The following is a 217-nucleotide window of genomic DNA, read 5'->3' on the forward strand; positions in this document are numbered from 1 at the left end:
ATCTGGCTGCGCGGTGACAGCGTCGCCCAGGGCTACTGGCGCCAGCCCCTGGACACCGCCCGTACTTTCCACGCCGCGCCGGCGGAGGGGCTCGGCGGGTTCCTGCGCACCGGTGACCTCGGCGCCGTCGAGGACGGAGAGCTGTACATCACCGGCCGCCTGAAGGAAGTCATCATCCTCAACGGGCGCAACATCTACCCGCAGGACATCGAGTGGG

Annotated in this window: 1 pseudogene; it reads left to right on the forward strand. The window is 69.1% G+C overall.

The annotated features are described in order from the left end of the window. Window positions 1-217, forward strand: a pseudogene (locus G3I42_RS13750) (AMP-binding protein); the annotation flags it as partial.

This window comes from Streptomyces sp. SID11385 (assembly GCF_010548245.1).
Classification (GTDB): Bacteria; Actinomycetota; Actinomycetes; order Streptomycetales; family Streptomycetaceae; genus Streptomyces.